This window comes from Robiginitalea insularis (genome assembly GCF_052497835.1).
The window spans coordinates 2,579,153-2,595,519 of the sequence record NZ_CP199296.1 but is presented as its reverse complement, the minus strand read 5'-3'; the positions used below and the strand labels follow the sequence as shown (position 1 = coordinate 2,595,519).

The 16,367-nt window shown below is 48.0% G+C and carries 12 protein-coding genes; 3 read left to right on the top strand and 9 right to left on the bottom strand.

Annotated features, from left to right (window positions below; translation table 11 throughout):
* Positions 1–116: 116 nt before the first annotated feature.
* From yidC to ACT6NV_RS11775, 3 genes are all read right to left on the bottom strand, one after another.
* Complete coding sequence (gene yidC / locus ACT6NV_RS11785; protein ID WP_445384646.1) at positions 117–1,970, bottom strand: membrane protein insertase YidC; 1,854 nt, start codon at positions 1,968–1,970, stop codon at positions 117–119.
* An 81-nt stretch (positions 1,971–2,051) separates the two neighbouring features.
* Complete coding sequence (locus ACT6NV_RS11780) at positions 2,052–3,689, bottom strand: CTP synthase (RefSeq protein ID WP_445384645.1); 1,638 nt, start codon at positions 3,687–3,689, stop codon at positions 2,052–2,054.
* Positions 3,690–3,738: 49 nt separating this feature from the next.
* Positions 3,739–3,981: a DUF3820 family protein gene (locus ACT6NV_RS11775; RefSeq protein ID WP_445384644.1), complete on the bottom strand. Its 243-nt coding sequence runs from the start codon at positions 3,979–3,981 to the stop codon at positions 3,739–3,741.
* A gap of 43 nt (positions 3,982–4,024) precedes the next feature.
* Here ACT6NV_RS11775 and ACT6NV_RS11770 point away from each other — a divergent pair, with 43 nt between their 5' ends.
* Positions 4,025–4,903 carry a hydroxypyruvate isomerase family protein gene (locus tag ACT6NV_RS11770; RefSeq protein WP_445384643.1) on the top strand — a complete coding sequence of 293 codons (879 nt, stop codon included), beginning with the start codon at positions 4,025–4,027 and terminating at the stop codon, positions 4,901–4,903.
* Between the two features lie 7 nt (positions 4,904–4,910).
* Here the strand turns inward: ACT6NV_RS11770 and ACT6NV_RS11765 are convergent, their stop codons facing one another.
* The 4 genes from ACT6NV_RS11765 to guaA are packed head-to-tail and all read right to left on the bottom strand — an operon-like array spanning position 4,911 to position 9,505.
* Positions 4,911–5,405 carry a DUF922 domain-containing protein gene (locus ACT6NV_RS11765; RefSeq protein WP_445384642.1) on the bottom strand — a complete coding sequence of 165 codons (495 nt, stop codon included), beginning with the start codon at positions 5,403–5,405 and terminating at the stop codon, positions 4,911–4,913.
* A gap of 23 nt (positions 5,406–5,428) precedes the next feature.
* Positions 5,429–5,833: an OsmC family protein gene (locus ACT6NV_RS11760; RefSeq protein WP_445384641.1), complete on the bottom strand. Its 405-nt coding sequence runs from the start codon at positions 5,831–5,833 to the stop codon at positions 5,429–5,431.
* Entirely contained in the window at positions 5,830–7,974 is a 2,145-nt protein-coding gene (locus ACT6NV_RS11755) for a LysM peptidoglycan-binding domain-containing protein (protein ID WP_445384640.1), read from the bottom strand. The genes ACT6NV_RS11760 and ACT6NV_RS11755 overlap by 4 nt, the downstream gene beginning before the upstream one ends.
* Position 7,975: 1 nt before the next feature.
* Positions 7,976–9,505 (bottom strand): glutamine-hydrolyzing GMP synthase, encoded by a 1,530-nt coding sequence (guaA, locus tag ACT6NV_RS11750; protein WP_445384639.1) that lies wholly within the window; start codon positions 9,503–9,505, stop codon positions 7,976–7,978.
* A gap of 638 nt (positions 9,506–10,143) precedes the next feature.
* Between guaA and ACT6NV_RS11745 the strand changes: the two genes are divergently transcribed.
* Entirely contained in the window at positions 10,144–10,698 is a 555-nt protein-coding gene (locus tag ACT6NV_RS11745) for a pyridoxamine 5'-phosphate oxidase family protein (protein ID WP_445384638.1), read from the top strand.
* Here ACT6NV_RS11745 and ACT6NV_RS11740 read toward each other — a convergent pair.
* Positions 10,687–12,060: a pyridoxal phosphate-dependent decarboxylase family protein gene (locus tag ACT6NV_RS11740; protein WP_445384637.1), complete on the bottom strand. Its 1,374-nt coding sequence runs from the start codon at positions 12,058–12,060 to the stop codon at positions 10,687–10,689. The genes ACT6NV_RS11745 and ACT6NV_RS11740 overlap by 12 nt on opposite strands.
* Before the next feature lie 54 nt (positions 12,061–12,114).
* Positions 12,115–13,719, bottom strand: coding sequence for a bacillithiol biosynthesis cysteine-adding enzyme BshC (gene bshC / locus ACT6NV_RS11735; RefSeq protein ID WP_445384636.1), 1,605 nt, complete (start codon positions 13,717–13,719; stop codon positions 12,115–12,117).
* Between the two features lie 173 nt (positions 13,720–13,892).
* Between bshC and ACT6NV_RS11730 the strand changes: the two genes are divergently transcribed.
* Positions 13,893–16,355 (top strand): M14 family zinc carboxypeptidase, encoded by a 2,463-nt coding sequence (locus ACT6NV_RS11730; RefSeq protein ID WP_445384635.1) that lies wholly within the window; start codon positions 13,893–13,895, stop codon positions 16,353–16,355.
* The last annotated feature ends 12 nt before the right edge of the window (positions 16,356–16,367 follow it).

Sequence of the window (16,367 nt, the reverse complement as noted above, 5' to 3'; positions counted from 1 at the left end):
TAAAAGGGTATTGGATTTTCGATGAACGGTACAATTTTTTCCCCTAAATCATAGATTTTTCCAAAAATAAAGCCCCGAAGGCGGGGCTCTATAAATCCAACAAAACAGGTTCTCGCTTATTTCTTGCCTGTCTTTTTCTGCTGTTCTGCCTGTTCCATCATCTCCCGCATTTTGCGCTGGAAGCGATTTTCTTTTTTGGGCTTTTGTTTTTGCTCCTGTATCTGGGCATGAATCTTATCCTGATCCAGGATAACATTTTTAATGACCAGCATGATCCCGATGGTAATCAGGTTGGATACAAAATAATAAAGGCTCAGCCCACTGGCGTAATTGTTGAAGAAGAACAACATCAGCAGCGGAGACAGGTACATAATGAACTTCATATTGGGCATCCCGGGCTGGGTTTGCATGTTCTGTCCGGTAGTCATCATCATATAGAAAAAGATGGCGACCGATGCCAGGATGGGGAAAAGGCTGATATGATCTCCATAAAACGGTATACTGAACGGCAACTGGGCAATGGTATCATAAGAAGAGAGGTCTTCCGCCCAAAGGAAAGATTTCTGCCTGAGCGCAAAACTCGTCGGGAAAAACATAAACAGTGCATAGAAAATTGGCAACTGCAACACGGCAGGGACACATCCGCTCAAGGGGCTGACCCCGGCCTTGTTGTACAGTTTCATGGTTTCCTGCTGCCGCTTCATGGCGTTGTCTTTAAGCCGTTCGTTGATTTCTGATATCTCAGGTTTCAGCACCTTCATCTTGGCCTGAGACAGGTAGGACTTATAAGTAACCGGAGACATGAGGATACGAACAATAATGGTCATCACCACAATAGCAATCCCAAAGGGCAGGAAGGAGCTCAGGAATCCGTAAAAAGGCGTAAAGATATACCGGTTGATCCAACCAAAAATCCCCCATCCGTAAGGAATGGAATCTGCCAGGGCCAGGTCTTCGTACTGTTGTAACACCTCTATATCTGTGGGTCCGAAATACCAGTGCATGGCACGGGACAGTTCTCCCGAACCAGCACCCAACTCGGTACTCAATTCAAATTCCTTGGTAAATACAGTTTCCTTGCTTTCTTCCTCCACCAGGTTCTGCGAGCGCAGGCTTACCTCCTCAAAAGGCTCTTTGGTTGCGAGGATAGAGCTGAAAAAGTGTTGCCGGAAAGACATCCAACGCACATCAGCCTCAATTTCCTCATCGTCGCTGGTTTCTGAAAGTTTGCTGATCTTATCCTCTTCATGCCGGTAGGTCAGGCGGGTATAGCGGTTTTCGTACTGTACACTTTTGTTATGTCGGATCCCGCGTAATTTCCAGTTAAGGGCCACCGGCTGATTGTTGTTCAGTATCCCGTTAAGGCCCCGGGTCTGGATGTCAAAATCCAGCAGGTATTCTTTTGGTTTGAGCGTATATCGGTATTCCAGATACTGATCCGGGCCTGCCTTGGCCCGCATACTGAGGATGGTATTGTTTCCATCCTGCTTCAAATCCGGCTCAAAAAATAACTCGGCTGTATTTAATACCCGATTGTCAGTAGTGGTAAACTGAAGGCCAAAAGCAGAATTCCCGTCTTTTACGAGGTATACCGGAATAGAATCGTAAGTTACAAAGGACTTCATCCGGGCATGGACTACCTGCCCGCCCTTGTTTGCGATCTCCAGGTATAACACCTCGTTCTCAAGAACAGTGGTCCCTTCTTTGGCCGGCGTATATGAAAAAGCCCCCAGCTTCTGGGTATAGGCCAGTTGAGCCAGGGAATCATTCTGGTATACAGGCTCCGCTTCCGGAGTTACCAGGGGTTGAGGCTTTTCAGCTTCCTCTACCTGATCGATTTGTTCGCTGGCCTGCTTCTGCGCCTCAAGCTCTTCAGGAGTAGGCTGATTCTGATAGAACCAGAATAATAGAATTCCAAAAATGAGTATGAATCCAATGATGGAATTTATGTCGAGTTTCTTTTCTTCCATGAATGTTTATTTACCCCGGCCGGGTAGTTTTACCAGGCCTGAATGTATAAAGGTTTGCAAATATAGGTCCAATTGGACGGTTTATGCCAAATGGGCATTGGTTCTTTGCATTTTATGTTGCAGCACTGCCTGTACAAATCCTACGAACAGCGGGTGCGGGTTGGCGACGGTACTCTTGTATTCCGGATGGTATTGAACCCCTATAAACCAAGGGTGGGAAGGAATTTCTATGATCTCTACCAGCCCGGTTTCCGCGTTAATACCGGAAGCAATTAGACCGGCTTCTTCCATGGCTTGTTTATAGTCATTGTTAAATTCATACCGATGCCGGTGGCGCTCCGAAATGGTCGGGCTGCCCTTATATGTTTGAAAGACCAGGGTATCCTCAGTGAGTTCGCAGTCCCAGGCCCCCAGACGCATGGTCCCTCCTTTATTGACAATGGTCTTCTGCGCCTCCATCAGGTCTATTACCGGATGGGTGGTATTCTCATTCATCTCGGTGGAGTTGGCATCTTCCATACCCAGTACGTTCCGGGCGTATTCGATAACAGCCATCTGCATCCCTAGGCAAATCCCCAGAAAGGGGATCCCATTTTCACGGGCGTACTTCACAGCTTTAATTTTTCCTTCTATCCCCCGCTCCCCGAAGCCCGGTGCTACCAGGACCCCGTCCAGGTCTTTCATTTTCTTCTCCAGGTTGTTTTCACTGATATGTTCCGAGTGGATGGAAACCACATTTACATGCACTTCATTGGCTGCTCCGGCATGAATAATGGACTCCTGAATACTTTTGTAGGAATCCTGTAATTCCACATATTTCCCAATTAAGCCAATGGTGACTTCCGTTTTTGGGTTTTTAAGCCTTTGTAGAAATTCCTTCCATTGTTTCAGGTCCGGTTCGGAAGTTCCGGATAGTGCCAGTTTTTCAAGGGCCACCTTATCCAGTCCTTCTTCCTGCATCATCAGCGGAACCTCGTAAATAGTACTGGCATCTATAGACTGAATAACCGCCTCTTTTTTCACATTGCAGAACAAGGCCAGTTTTTGCTTGATTTCCTCTGAGAGTTCGTGTTCGGTTCTGCAGACCAGGATGTCTGCCTTAATCCCGCTCTCCATAAGCGTCTTTACGGAATGCTGGGTGGGTTTGGTCTTGAGCTCCCCCGCAGCGGAAAGGAAGGGCACCAGGGTAAGGTGCACCACTATGGCATTGGAATCTCCCAATTCCCATAACAACTGGCGGACAGCTTCAATATACGGCAGTGATTCGATGTCACCCACCGTTCCCCCTATCTCGGTGATGACCACATCGTATTCCCCGCTGTTTCCAAGGATTTGAATGCGCTCTTTGATTTCGTTGGTAATATGGGGAACCACCTGTACCGTCTTCCCTAAAAATTCGCCCCGTCGCTCTTTCTCAATAACGCTTTGGTATATCCTCCCGGTAGTCACATTATTGGCCTGGGAAGTGCGCACATTCAGAAAACGTTCGTAATGCCCGAGGTCCAGATCCGTTTCGGCCCCGTCATCCGTAACATAGCATTCCCCGTGTTCATAGGGGTTGAGCGTTCCGGGATCAACATTTATATAAGGATCGAGTTTTTGTATGGTGGTTTTCAAACCACGGGCCTGAAGCAGTTTAGCAAGAGAGGCGGCAATGATTCCTTTCCCCAAAGATGAGGTTACTCCCCCCGTAACGAAGATGTATTTGGTAGCTGGCATTTGCGGGATGTTTGTTACGGGATTCAAAGATACGAATTGCCTGAGGAAATCAAGAGGCTTCCTCGGGAAAATCTTTTTGGATACGGTAAATAAGGGCTTCCAGACCATTCTCCCGTATTTCAAGCATACTTTGCAGGAAATGTCCTAACCGACCCTCGGGAAAGCCCTTCTGGCGAAACCAGAGCAGATATGGCAAGGGTAGCTGTACCAGATAACGTCCTTTGTATTTTCCAAATGGCATGCGGTAATGTGCCATTTTGATAAGTTGTTCCCGGGCGAAGTGATTGGACATAGGTAAATTTAATATCTTATCTTTAAATAAATCTGCGTAAGGCGTGAAAAGAAGACGATTTGTTCATCGATCCCTCCTGGCTTCCACCGCAGCCCTGAGCCCTGCGCTTAGCCTCGGTAAAGACGGGCATTTACAAGCTGCCGGACCGGGGTTGAAATTAAAAAATAATATCCGCCACAGTGTATGTTACTGGTGTTATGACTCCATAGAATTGGACCGTTTCCTCGCGGCTCTGGCAGCAATGGGCGTAAAGGCGATAGACCTGGTTGGACCGGATGACTGGCCCCTTCTCAAAAAACACGGGATACATGCCTCCATGTGTTGGGGAGCAGAGTTAGGGCTTACCGATGGGTGGAACGATCCCAGATTCCACGAGCAACTTATTGCGAATTATACTGAGATGATTCCCAGGGTTGCGGCTGCGGGTTATACCAACCTGATCTGTTTTAGTGGGAATCGACGCGGCATGGAGGACCTGATAGGGCTACAACACTGCGTTGAAGGCCTGAGCCAGGTACTTCCCCTGGCCGAAAAACACGGAGTAGTGTTGCAAATGGAACTTCTAAATTCCAAGGTAGACCACAAAGACTATATGTGTGACCATACGCTTTGGGGCGTGGAATTATGCCGGCGGCTGGCTACGCCAAATTTCAAATTGTTATTTGATATTTATCACATGCAGATTATGGAAGGAGACATAATCAGGACCATTGAAGAATACCATGATTATATAGGGCACTACCATACGGGCGGCAATCCGGGACGGCACGAAATTGACGAAAGCCAGGAATTGAACTACCCGGCTATCATGAAGGCCATTCTGGCTACCGGATTTACAGGCCACGTGGCTCAGGAATTTATTCCTTCCTGGGAAGATAAACTTGCTGCCCTGCAACAAGGCATATCCATTTGCGATGTGTAAGGTCTTTTCAAAGGTCTTTTCCCAGTTCCCTGGAAATCCTGGCATTCCATTCCAACTGGGCCCCGCGGTTCCGCGAAAAATCAGTTTCCAGATCATAGCGATCCTGAAAAAGAGATAATTCACGATTGATTTCGGCAAATAATTCCTTTACTTCTTCCCTGACGTTTTCAGAAAAGACCCTTTGGGACAAAATCTTCCTGAATTTACGAGCATAGAGTTCAGAAATATCAAAATGCAGTTGTTCGTGGCTCAGGATTACAGAGTCTACCAGGTCCGGATGGTACCATGATTTATCGGGATAGAAAAAAGCATCCACCTGGAAATCCAGTTTGTACTTTCCACCCACGCCTTTTCCTGAATAGTTATAACTCAGGCCGCTCGCTGTAGTTGCTGCCACTTTTTTTCCGGCAGGAGGTGCCGCCCTGAAATCTCCCCATTGCAGGGCATTTTCAGCCCGCCATAAGATTGCGTCTTCCTGGGCAAACAGAGAACCGGCGGACAAGAAAAAGAGAAATAGTATGTTTCTTATAAATCCCAAAAAAATCGAACTTCTTTTTCAATGGCTTCGTGCAAACTATACCAGACCGGACAGGTTCTCCCTGTTTTTTCAAGAATTTTACGGTCTTTTTCCCCAATGGATGAAGGTAAATGCAGATCCAGTTCAATTCTGGAAATCCTTCTGGGTTCAGCAGCCATGTGTTTGGTTACTTCCCCGTATGAACCTTCCAGACTGGCGTCCATCTTGTCGGCCTTTATGCCCATAACCGTCAGCATGCAACTTGCCAGGCCAGTGGCTACGGTATCAGTAGGGCTGAACGCCTGGCCCAGGCCGTGATTATCTAGAGGGGCATCGGTGATAAAGGTATCACCGGATCTCAGATGTGTACATTCGGTGCGCAGGGCGCCTTTATAGGTTACTTTGGAGGTCATTGTTCGGTTATTTCCCTGATTTGAAGGTTTTCGTATTTCAGAATATAAAATGATGTATTGTAATAGCCGGATTGGGGATCTTTGATATAATTGAATTTGTTCCCGGTATAACGGGTTTCCCCTATCTGGTCTGCTACTTCAAAAAGGTTCATTTTGTATGCCAGTCTTAGCAACAGGTCCATTCCCAGATCAAAACCCCGGATGGCATAACGATCCGGGTCGCCACCGAACCTCCTGCGGTACCTGCTGATAAACGCGGAATTCGGGGCTTCCCGATAAACCGAAGGATAGGTAAATTCCAGATTGGACAGATGAGTTGCTGAAATCACGTCGCTGTCAAAGGCCCTGTTTTTATTGGTGGTGAACATCCTGATACGGGTGGTGTCGGCATTGGAGGAATTCAGGATGGAGGTAACACTGGAAAGGATTTTAAAATTATCGGTTTCAACAAAAACCCAATTGTCCTTTTCCTCAACCAGCCGGGACCGGAAATCTTCCATATCCAGGGAAATATTTTTCTCCTCTTCTTTCAGGGGGATCAGATCCGCATCCGGAAAGGATTCCAGAATACGTCCCTCAGCATCCCTGTTTTTCTGATCCGAGATGATCATGATATGCTGATCCGTAACCTGCCCCTCCATATACTCCAGCATCCGTTCCCGCAACAGCTCCTCGGTGGTGTAGGTATAAAAAATATTTTCCAGAGGTAAATCCGCATCCACCGGGACCGGGGCTATGACCGGCACCCCCAGGGAAGCTGTACGGGCAGCTACCTGACTTATGGCACCTGGTTCCAGCGGCCCGATAATAGCGCTAAGGCTACCCAGATCTTCCCGCATGATCAGGCTGTTTACTTTATCGGCATTTAATTCGGTATCGTAGGTTTTCACATTAACGGAAACCCCCATCTCGGCTATGGAATCCATAGCTACCAGCAATCCGGAATACAGTCCCAGGCTGTATTTCAGGGCATTGTTCTGCTCTATGCGTTTTTGGGTCCCTGCTTCATCATCCAGTCTCAGGCGATCTAACCTGAAAGGAAATAATATCATGAGTTTGGGGGTATTCATAACGTTGATGCTATCCCTCAGGTCAAAGGCATCCAGTACCAGCGCATTCTTTACCTCAAGGTTGGCTGCCTTGTCTCGCGGGATCTTCAGGACCATCCCCGCTTTCAGGCCCATGGCAAGGTCAGGATTCATTTCCAGCAATTCGCGGTATCCCAGGCCCAGCTTGCGGGTAAGGGAATATTCGGTCTGTTTGGGCTTTACCTCGTAGAAAACAAAATTATCAGTGTTGATTTCAGTAGAGTCTGCCTTTTTTTCGGGCAGGCGCAGTACCATGCCTTGTTGCAGGTTTCCGCGCTCCACAATCTCCGGATTCAGCCGGATGATCTCTTCCCTGCTGATATTAAATTCCTGACTCAGGCTGAAGAGGGTCTTCTTGGGAGGTACCGTATAGGATATATAGAGCTCGGTTTCTTTCTGCTCCACGTCGCTCCCGGCCGGTTTTGGAAGTTTCAGTTCCTGTCCGATGGCCAAATAACTTGAAGATTCAGAGAGCTCCGGATTCAACTTCAACAGACTGTCAATGGAAATACCATTGGCATGTGCAATACTCCAGCGGGTTTCCTTGGGTTTAACCGTGTAGGTAATCAGCTCGGTTTCTTCTTCTGCCTCAGCATCGCGGCCTTCCGGATATACAGGTATCCTCAGAACCATCCCCTTCTGCAGGGATTCTGAATAGAGAGCAGGGTTGTATCGCTTGAGCTCGTCCTCCGTAATTTCGTACCGCCTTGTAATGCTGAAAAGGGTTTCCCGCCGCCGTACCCTGTGCGACCTGAAAGCAATGGGTTTATTCAGATCGGTACTGTCCTTTTGTTTTGATACCGTTGAAGGGGCATCCTCAACCCGGGTCCCACCAGGGATTACCACAATGGTATTGGGGCGCAGGGGCGCATCTGCCCTTAATTCTTTGTTGTATTCCAGTATTTTAGCCGGGGAAACCTGGTATTTCCGGGCTATGGAACTGATTGTTTCCCCTTGTTTTACAGCGTGCGTCCTGAACTGCTGGCTGCTGGCTTTACAACCAATCAGGAGGACTGAAAAAAGCAGTATCACATACCTGTAAGCGAAATTCATGTTATTCCCATTCTATGGTTGCCGGGGGCTTGGAGCTGATATCGTAAACCACTCTGTTTACACCCGGAACCTTATTGATAATGTCATTTGAGGTCTTCTGCAAAAATTCATAGGGCAAATTAACCCAGTCAGCGGTCATCCCATCCGTACTTTCCACTGCCCGTAAAGCTACACATTTTTCGTAAGTCCTTTCGTCTCCCATAACCCCTACACTGTTAACGGGAAGCAGCATGGCACCGGCCTGCCAGATCTTATCATACAACCCCCACTGACGGAGACCACTGATAAAAATATGATCCACCTCCTGCAAAATGGCAACCTTCTCCGGAGTTATGTCACCCAGTATCCGGATAGCCAGACCTGGGCCGGGAAACGGATGCCTTCCCAGGCGCTCGTCTTCTATCCCCATACTGGCCCCCACACGGCGGACTTCATCCTTAAAGAGCATTTTCAGAGGTTCCACGACCTTTAATTTCATAAAATCAGGAAGCCCACCTACATTGTGGTGGCTTTTTATAGTTGCCGAGGGGCCTCCGGAAACCGAAACGGATTCAATAACATCCGGGTAAATGGTCCCCTGCCCCAACCATTTAGCGTCTTCTACCATATGGGCTTCATCATCAAAAACTTCTATAAAGACCCTCCCGATAATTTTTCGTTTCTTCTCCGGGTCTTCTTCTCCTTTAAGAGCATCCAAAAAACGTGCCGAAGCATCTACGCCCTTGACGTTTAACCCCATATGCTTGTACTGCTCCAGCACTTCTTCAAATTCATTTTTTCGCAAGAGGCCGTTATTGACGAAAATACAATGCAGGTGAGGCCCTATAGCCTTGTGCAACAATACGGCGGCAACTGTTGAGTCTACCCCTCCTGAGAGGCCCAGGATAACCTTATCGCTCCCTATTTTTTCCTTTAACTCCGCTACGGTGGTTTCCACGAAGGCATCCGGGGTCCAGGTTTGTTGCAATCCTGCTATATGTACGAGAAAATTCCGCAGAATGGTTGTTCCCTCCTTGGTATGGTACACTTCCGGGTGAAACTGAATCCCGTAAATCTTTTCTTTTTCAATTTTAAATGCTGCATTTAACACATCATGCGTGCTCGCCAAAAGCTCCGCACCTTCAGGTAATTCTTTGATGGTATCGCTATGGCTCATCCAAACCTGGCTGCCATTGCTAACATCCTTAAAAAACGGGTCTTTGCTGATTGTGGTCAAATTAGCCCGCCCGTATTCGCGTGTATTTGAAGGTTCTACCTTTCCACCATTGAAATGGGCAATATACTGGGCCCCATAGCAAACGGCCAGGATAGGTTTTTTACCGCGAATATCCGAAAGGTCAGGATGCGGCGCATCATCTGCACGGACCGAGAAGGGAGATCCTGAAAGGATGACGGCCTTGTACTCCCCGAGGTCTTCGGGAAGGTGGTTATACGGTTTTATTTCACAGAAAATATTGAGTTCCCTGACGCGCCTGGCGATCAATTGGGTATATTGGGAACCGAAATCGAGGATGAGAACGTTATTTTGCATGGGCAAAAATAGTAAAATGCCCAAACTAAGATTAGCGGTTATGGAGAATATTTTTTTATAGATGTCAACATTCCAACCGGGGGCTGAAAATTTTCCGGACCCTCATATTTCCCTAACGGAAAATAGACTGCAGTCTGGCCCGGTCTGCTATTTCCCAGAACCACTGATACTGAAATGCAGCCACGAAAACAACCATTATTCCTCTTAAAAAGTCAAAATTCAGTTTATTCCAAAGATATAAACTAATTAAATAAATAATAAACCTTATATAACTGGTTATTAATTTATTATATCTATTCCTACAAATTGCTTTTTACCGTTTTCATGCCAATTTATCCTGCTCTTCAAGTAGTTGCGCCTGGGTCAAAAAAAATCCCGGTGAAACCACCGGGATTCTTTCTTCCCCCGGTCGCCCGGGATCAAAACCAACCTAAACACATGAACTAATTATGACACAAAATTGACTAATTCAATATTTTCTATGTTGCTTTGGAAAGCCTCCCTCAGATTGTTGTGGCATCTGAAGAGAGGCATATTAATTTCCTTTTTCATAGCAACTTTGATATTATAACAACCCAGTCCGGAAATACCCTACCCCTAAATGGATTTTTTTTTTAACTTTAATAAAAGATTCAAAATTGAACGAACACTATTGGCAGGAATTAAAGGAAGATTTGCAACTGGGTTGCAGCCAGAAAGAACACCCTTTTCACTACGCTACCCTTGCAACTTTAGGCCTGGACAGGATTCCGAGATTGCGCACCATCGTCTTAAGAGAAATGAACCCGGAAGACATGGAATTGTTGTTTTACACTGATTCCAGGTCCAAAAAAGTTCTGCATATAAAGGAAAACAAGCAGGTAAGCTTATTGTTCTACAACCCGGAAAAGTTGATGCAATTGCGCATTGAAGGCATTGCCATTCAGGAGAAAGACCCTAAAATAATTCAGCAGCACAGGGAAGGAGTGGCAACCAACTCCCGTAAAGATTACACCACTAAGGCCGCTCCGGGCTCCGAAATTGAGAACCCGGACCAGGTTGAGTACCTGGATCGCGGCGATTTTTTTACCCTGGTACGGATTTACCCATTTAAAATTGAATACCTGAAACTCAAAAGGCCTACCCATCTGCGGGTACGCTATTCCAAGATAAAGGACGGAGATGGCTGGAAAAGCGAGTTCCTAGTCCCCTAATGTATCCAGGATCATTTCAATGTCCTCCTCCTGCGTGTCCGGATTGATAAAACAAAATCTCAGTACGGTTTCTGCCTGCTGGCCATGCCCCCACTTTGTAGGCGTAACTAAAGCCAGGCCCGCTTCGTGGTTGCGGTAGGTCCATTCCGTATAATCCGGAGGCCCCCAGGCAGGCTTGCGGAACAGTACACAGGACAGGCTCGGTTCACGAACCAGCTCCAGACCTTCCCGTTCCCTGATCATTTCCCCGGCCCGATTTGCCAGATGTATCCCCCTTTCGACTGCCCATTTGTACTTATCCGTTCCGTGTGTTGCCAGTGAAAACCAAAGGGGTAGCCCCCTCAACCGACGGGTGAGCTGTATCTGATAGTCTGCAGGGTTAAAACCCCTGGCCCCCTCATCCTTGAAAATATCCAGATAGGAGCCCTCCTGTGAATGGGCCTTTTGCGCCAATTCCGGATTTTTATAAATGATCGCCCCGCAATCATAAGGTGAAAAAAGCCATTTATGAGGATCGATGGTCACACTGTCTGCCGCTTCTATCCCATTGAATAAATGCCTTACGGAATCAGCAGCAAGGGCCCCGCCACCATAGGCGGCATCAACATGGAACCAAAGGCCTTCAGCCTTGCAAATGGCAGCAACACCCTGCAGGTCGTCAACAATTCCCGCATTGGTAGTCCCCCCGGTGGCCACAACCGCGAACAGACGGTCTCGTTTAGTAGCATCCAGGGCTGCGATGCTCTCCTGTAACTGCTCCCCTCGCATCCGGTCTTCAGTATCCACGAGGATCACCTCAGCATCTATAACCTGGGCCATGGCCTTGATGGATGAGTGAGCTCCAATAGAGGTAATGATAATTCCTTTTTGCTGGGCGTGCCGGCTGTCGGAGCGCCAGTACTCCCTTGCTGTTACCATTGCAGATAAATTGGCTGCCGTGCCCCCGCTGGTAAATACCCCGAAAGCCCCTTCCGGCATTCCGGTCAGGGAAACAAGCCAGTCCATAGCCCTGTTCTCACAGAATATCCCGCCTGCCCCTTCCATCCAGTAAGCCCCGTGCACAGACGAAGCAGATGTGATCAGGTCAAACAAGATTGCAGCGCGGGTGGGGGCCGCCGGCACAAAAGCCAGGTGCCTGGGGTGGTCAATGGGGACTGTCGCTTTGATAAGCACGTCCCTGAACAACTCAAATGCCTTCTCCCCACCTATTCCACCCTGGGTTACGGTTTCCCCTACAAGTGCTTTAAGGTCTTCTTCTTTCCGGGGTTTCCCCAGTTCCGGACTGGAATTGGTGATACGGCTGATGGCATATTTCATCACATCCAGGGTCATTTCTACCGTGTCGATATCGAGCTGATGCATATCTGTTCGTTTAACCACAAAGATACGGCAGACCGAATGATAATTCCGTAAGCTTCAGGGATAGATCAGAATGGAAAACTCCTCTGAAAGGGGGTTGAACGCCCCGAGCAAGTCATCAATCAGGCCGGGGCCGGTTGCTATGTAGAATTCAGCAAAGTTCCGACTGCGTTCCTGCAGGTTCCCATTGGGGAAAAGGGCGTTCTGGAGGATGGTAAGCCGGTTGACATGGTCTTTTAATTTGCGCTTTTGTGCTTTCAGTAACCGTTTTTCAAGATTGTCCAGCCCCTTCAACTGTTTGACTTCCTGGGCTTTTACCGCCCCCAGAAAAGATTTGTCTGTTTGTTCGGCCAAGGCGTACAATTCCCTGAATTGTTTTTGCAGATGCTCGCGCTGCGGGCTGAAATCAATATCGATTTCGGATATCTCCCGGACCTTTTTATCAATAAGGCGCTGCTGGTCCAGGAATAGTTCCTGCAGGCCAATATTCAGTTTGTGTGCTTTTCGTGCCTGTTTCTCCGAAACCAGTACTGCAGAATTCCTCAGAAGCAATATGGGGAAAGGAACCTGGCTTTTATGGAAGTATTTCCGCAATTCCAGCCAGTAAGCCAATTCCCCGCCCCCGCCTATATAACAAAGGTTGGGCAGGATGGTTTCCTGATAGAGCGGTCGGGTGATCACATTGGGAGAGAATCGTTCCGGGTATTGCTGTAGTTCGGCCTTCAGTTCACCAGGACTGAATTTCATATCCGTATTCAGGACGTGAAAGAAGCCGTTTTCCTCCACCAGCCGTTCCCGTATTCCCTGTTGCAGATAAAAATAATTGATTTCCCTCGGGGTTACCTGAACCGGGTAGTCCCGTTCCAAAGATTGCAGTTGGGTTATTTGATCATTTACGGCCTTATGTCCGAGATTGTCAAAAATATCTGCTTCCATATGGGGAGTGAAGACGGCCTTCAGTTCTTTGTCGTCCCCGTCCAGGATTACCAGGCCGGTTTCCCCGAAAAGGGTATTGACCAAAAAGCGGGTTGCATCTGCAAGCCTTGGATGTTCCAGATATGCTTCGCGGAATAATTTCTTCAATTCTGAAGCTGCATCCCCCGGACCGAGGTCTGCTGCAAACTGACGATAGACTTCCTGCAGCCCTTCTGTGGACATTCTCCCAACAGCCCCGGCGCCTTCCCGGTTCCAGTGAAACGCCTTCCCGCGAAAATTAAAGTGGTTTATCTCCTCAAAATCGTGGTCTTCGGTTGCCATCCAGTAAACCGGGACAAAGGAATACTCCGGATAGTGCTGCCGCAATTGCCTGGTCAGCTTTACAGTGGAAACGATCTTATAAAAGAAATAAAAAGGACCTGTAAACAGGTTTAGCTGGTGCCCGGTAACAACCGTAAAGCAGTTTTCATCCCGCAGGGCTTGCAGGTTCCGTGAAGTTTGGGAACCTATCTGTATCTCTTTGTATTGCCTTTGCAGCGCTTTTACCAGGATGGCCCGGTTCGCGCCGGGGTAATGACTCCCTTTTTCCTTTATTTGTTCTTCAAAGGCCTGGATTTCAGGAAATCGGTTATAAAACTGACTTAGGTCTGGGTTCTGGTCCAGGTAATCTGTAATCAGGCTGGAAAAATAACCGGTTTCCTTAAAAGGGATACCCTCTGCTTTCATCTGTTGGTTTGATTGTTTCAAAGATAGTATTCCGAAGGCTAGGATATCCTAAAAATACGTTAAGAAACCTTCCTGAACGCCTGAGGGCTACCACTTATCGAATATTATTTTGAGCAGAATAGATATGCTTTAGATTGTTTAGATTTGGTGATATAAAAAACCGGGAACTCCTTATGAAGCACTTTTTTTTGATCGTTAGCCTGTTTCTGACATTTACAAGTACCGCGCAAAAACTCCAATCTCCTGCTGAGTTTTTAGGATACGAACTGGGAACCCAGTTTACGAGGCACCATGAGGTTTTGAATTATTACAATTATGTAGCCAAAACCCTTCCGGAGCAGGTACAACTGCAGAGCTATGGTAAGACCTACGAGCGCAGGCCACTGATGCTGGCTACCTTATCTTCCAGGGAAAATATGGCCAGGATAGATGAGATCAGGGCGGAGCACATGAAAGGCATTGAAGGAGCCGGGGCCTCTGAAATTGCAATCGTATGGCTCAGCTACAACGTCCACGGGAACGAAAGTGTGAGTACAGAAGCTTCTATGCAAACCCTCTATGAATTGCTGACTTCCAAAAAAGGATACCTGGAAAACACTGTGGTGATCATGGACCCCTGTATTAATCCGGATGGAAGGGATCGATACGTAAACTGGTATAATCAATACAAGAACACCCCTTTCCAGGTAGACCCGAACAGCCGGGAACATCACGAAGGCTGGTGGTCCGGGAGAAGTAACCACTATATGTTTGACCTGAACCGCGACTGGGCCTGGCTTACACAGACCGAAAGCCGGCAGCGCCTGCAAAAGTTCAATCAGTGGTATCCGCACATACATGTGGATTTCCACGAACAGGGGGTGGATGACCCCTACTATTTCGCTCCTGCCGCTGAACCTTACCACGAAGTAATTTCAGACTTTCAGCGGGAATTCCAGGAAACTATCGGGAGAAACCATGCACGCTATTTTGATGCAGCGGGATGGTTTTATTTTACAAAAGAAGTGTTTGATTTATTCTACCCGAGTTACGGAGATACCTACCCCACCTACAACGGGGCCATTGGAATGACCTATGAGCAGGGTGGCAGCGGCCGGGCAGGACTGGCTATAACCACCTCCATCGGAGATACCCTTAGCCTGAAAGACCGTTTGGAGCACCACCTTACCACGGGCCTGAGCACCGTAGAGGTTGCTTCCGGACATGCCCGGCGCTTAACGGATGAATTCAGGGCTTTTTACAAAAACCTCCCCGCCTTCAAATACAGGAGTTATGCTCTCAATGGGAATCCTGGAAAAATAAAAATCCTGAGAGACCTGCTGGACCGGCATCAGATTGAATACGGCCGGGGTGTTTCGGGGACCGCTAAGGGATTTTTATACAGAAGCGGGAAATCAGGATCCATCAAGCTGGACTCCAGCAGCCTTATTGTGTCTACAGATCAGAAGAAGGGGCGGCTGGTAAAAGTGCTTTTTGAACCCAATGCACGCCTCAGCGATTCCCTGACCTATGATATTACTGCCTGGTCCCTTCCGTATGCGTACGGCCTGGAATCCCTGGCATCGGAAAATGTGCTACCCTCCCGGTCCGGAAGCTGGGATCTCCCGGCTTCAAAAGCCCAGCCATCAAAGGAAAAGGCCTATGCCTATCTCGCCCAATGGGGAAGTATGGAAGACGCCCGTTTTCTGGCATCCCTGCTAAATGAGGGCATCAGGGTACGGCGGACTGAAAAGCCCTTTAAACTGGAAGGTCGCAGCTGGGAGCCCGGCACGCTCATCATTAGCAGCGGGGATAATAAATCAAATGCGGACTTCACGTCCATTCTTTATGAAAAGGCGGCGAACCATGGTATTACGCTGACCCCAACCCCAACCGGTTTTGTCGATAAGGGCAAAGATTTCGGTTCGGATGCGATAGGGGTCGTTAAAGCTGCAAGGGTTGCTGCCCTCTCGGGTGAACCCGTATCCACACTCAGGTTTGGCGAGGTTTGGCACTTTTTTGAACAACAACTGGGATATCCGCTCACCGTCTTAGGCTCCGATTATATCGACAGGGTCGATCTTTCGCAGTACGATATTCTGATATTGCCCTCGGGTTATGGCTATGGCGAGATGCTGAATGAAAAAATGCTTGCAGAGCTGAAATCCTGGGTTGCTGCTGGCGGGCGGCTCATCGCCATGGGTTCAGCCATAGGGAAGCTCGGCGGAGAAAAAGGGTTTAAAATAAAGACCAAAGAGCCCCCACAGGAGGAAGAAGATCCTGAATTACTGGCCTATTCGGAAAATCAGCGGGAACGGATAAGGGATGCTATTACCGGCGCTATCTTCAGAACCCGGGTAGACAATACCCATCCGCTTGCTTTCGGTTATCCCGAAACCTACTTTAGCCTGAAGCTAGGGAACGCAGCCTATGAACCCCTTAAAAGCGGGACGGTGGTACACCTGGATGGCAAAGCAGGTCCGGTTGCGGGCTTTGCCGGGAGCAATGCCCTGGACAAAATCCCCAACAGCCTGATATACGGAGTTGAAAATTATGGAAGGGGCGAAGTGGTTTATATGGTAGACAACCCACTTTTCCGGGGCTTCTGGGAAGGTGGTAAACTCTTTTTCGCCAACGCCCTGTTTATGTTGCCATAATATCCTTCCCCT

Excerpts from the sequence above, each read along its gene's own strand:
- yidC (WP_445384646.1), bottom strand. The coding sequence starts at position 1,970 with ATGGAAGAAAAGAAACTCGACATAAATTCCATCATTGGATTCATACTC.
- ACT6NV_RS11780 (WP_445384645.1), bottom strand. The coding sequence starts at position 3,689 with ATGCCAGCTACCAAATACATCTTCGTTACGGGGGGAGTAACCTCATCT.
- ACT6NV_RS11775 (WP_445384644.1), bottom strand. The coding sequence starts at position 3,981 with ATGTCCAATCACTTCGCCCGGGAACAACTTATCAAAATGGCACATTAC.
- ACT6NV_RS11760 (WP_445384641.1), bottom strand. The coding sequence starts at position 5,833 with ATGACCTCCAAAGTAACCTATAAAGGCGCCCTGCGCACCGAATGTACA.
- ACT6NV_RS11755 (WP_445384640.1), bottom strand. The coding sequence starts at position 7,974 with ATGAATTTCGCTTACAGGTATGTGATACTGCTTTTTTCAGTCCTCCTG.
- guaA (WP_445384639.1), bottom strand. The coding sequence starts at position 9,505 with ATGCAAAATAACGTTCTCATCCTCGATTTCGGTTCCCAATATACCCAA.
- ACT6NV_RS11740 (WP_445384637.1), bottom strand. The coding sequence starts at position 12,060 with ATGCATCAGCTCGATATCGACACGGTAGAAATGACCCTGGATGTGATG.
- bshC (WP_445384636.1), bottom strand. The coding sequence starts at position 13,719 with ATGAAAGCAGAGGGTATCCCTTTTAAGGAAACCGGTTATTTTTCCAGC.
- ACT6NV_RS11730 (WP_445384635.1), top strand. The coding sequence starts at position 13,893 with ATGAAGCACTTTTTTTTGATCGTTAGCCTGTTTCTGACATTTACAAGT.